Source organism: Pseudomonas fluorescens (assembly GCF_902497855.1).
Classification (GTDB): Bacteria; Pseudomonadota; Gammaproteobacteria; order Pseudomonadales; family Pseudomonadaceae; genus Aquipseudomonas; species Aquipseudomonas fluorescens_BI.
Genome location: NZ_CABVHU010000077.1, coordinates 1 through 511, shown reverse-complemented (window position 1 = coordinate 511; position 511 = coordinate 1). Strand labels below are relative to the sequence as shown.

The following is a 511-nucleotide window of genomic DNA, read 5'->3' as shown; positions in this document are numbered from 1 at the left end:
GGCTGCTGACGGCTTCGAGGTACGGCGTGATACCCGCCGTGGTGGATGAATCAGGCATCGTTGAGCACCTTGTCGAGAATCGCGGCCGCGTCTTGCGGCCCCTTGCGTGATTGCATCTGCGCGCTGGTGCGCTGCAGGCGTTGGCGCATCGCCCCGTCGTTGAGGCACGCGTGGAGTTTTTCCGCGAGCTGTTCTTCGCTCCATTCGTAGCGATCGAGCTTGAAGCCGTGGGCGCTTTCTTCCGCGCGCATGGCGTTGTCGTGGCCGTCCCAGACGTACGACATGGCAATCGCCGGTTTGCCGAAGAACAGGCACTCGGTGAAACTGTTGTTGCCGCCGTGATGGATCACCGCGTCGACCTGGGCAATCACCGACGGCTGCGGGAACCAGTTGGAAATCTGCACGTTGTCCGGCAGGTCCGGGTATTCGTCGAGGTGTTCGCCGACGTTGAACAGCGCCCGGTAAGGCAGCTTGCCCACCGCCTCGATCAGGCGCTTGAGCAGCTCGACAT

General features: G+C 62.6%; 1 protein-coding gene. It reads right to left on the bottom strand.

The features are described from left to right. Positions 1-50 precede the first annotated feature (50 nt). Positions 51-511 (bottom strand): glycosyltransferase (locus F8N96_RS34930; RefSeq protein WP_318187406.1); only part of this gene is annotated, 461 nt, incomplete at its 5' end.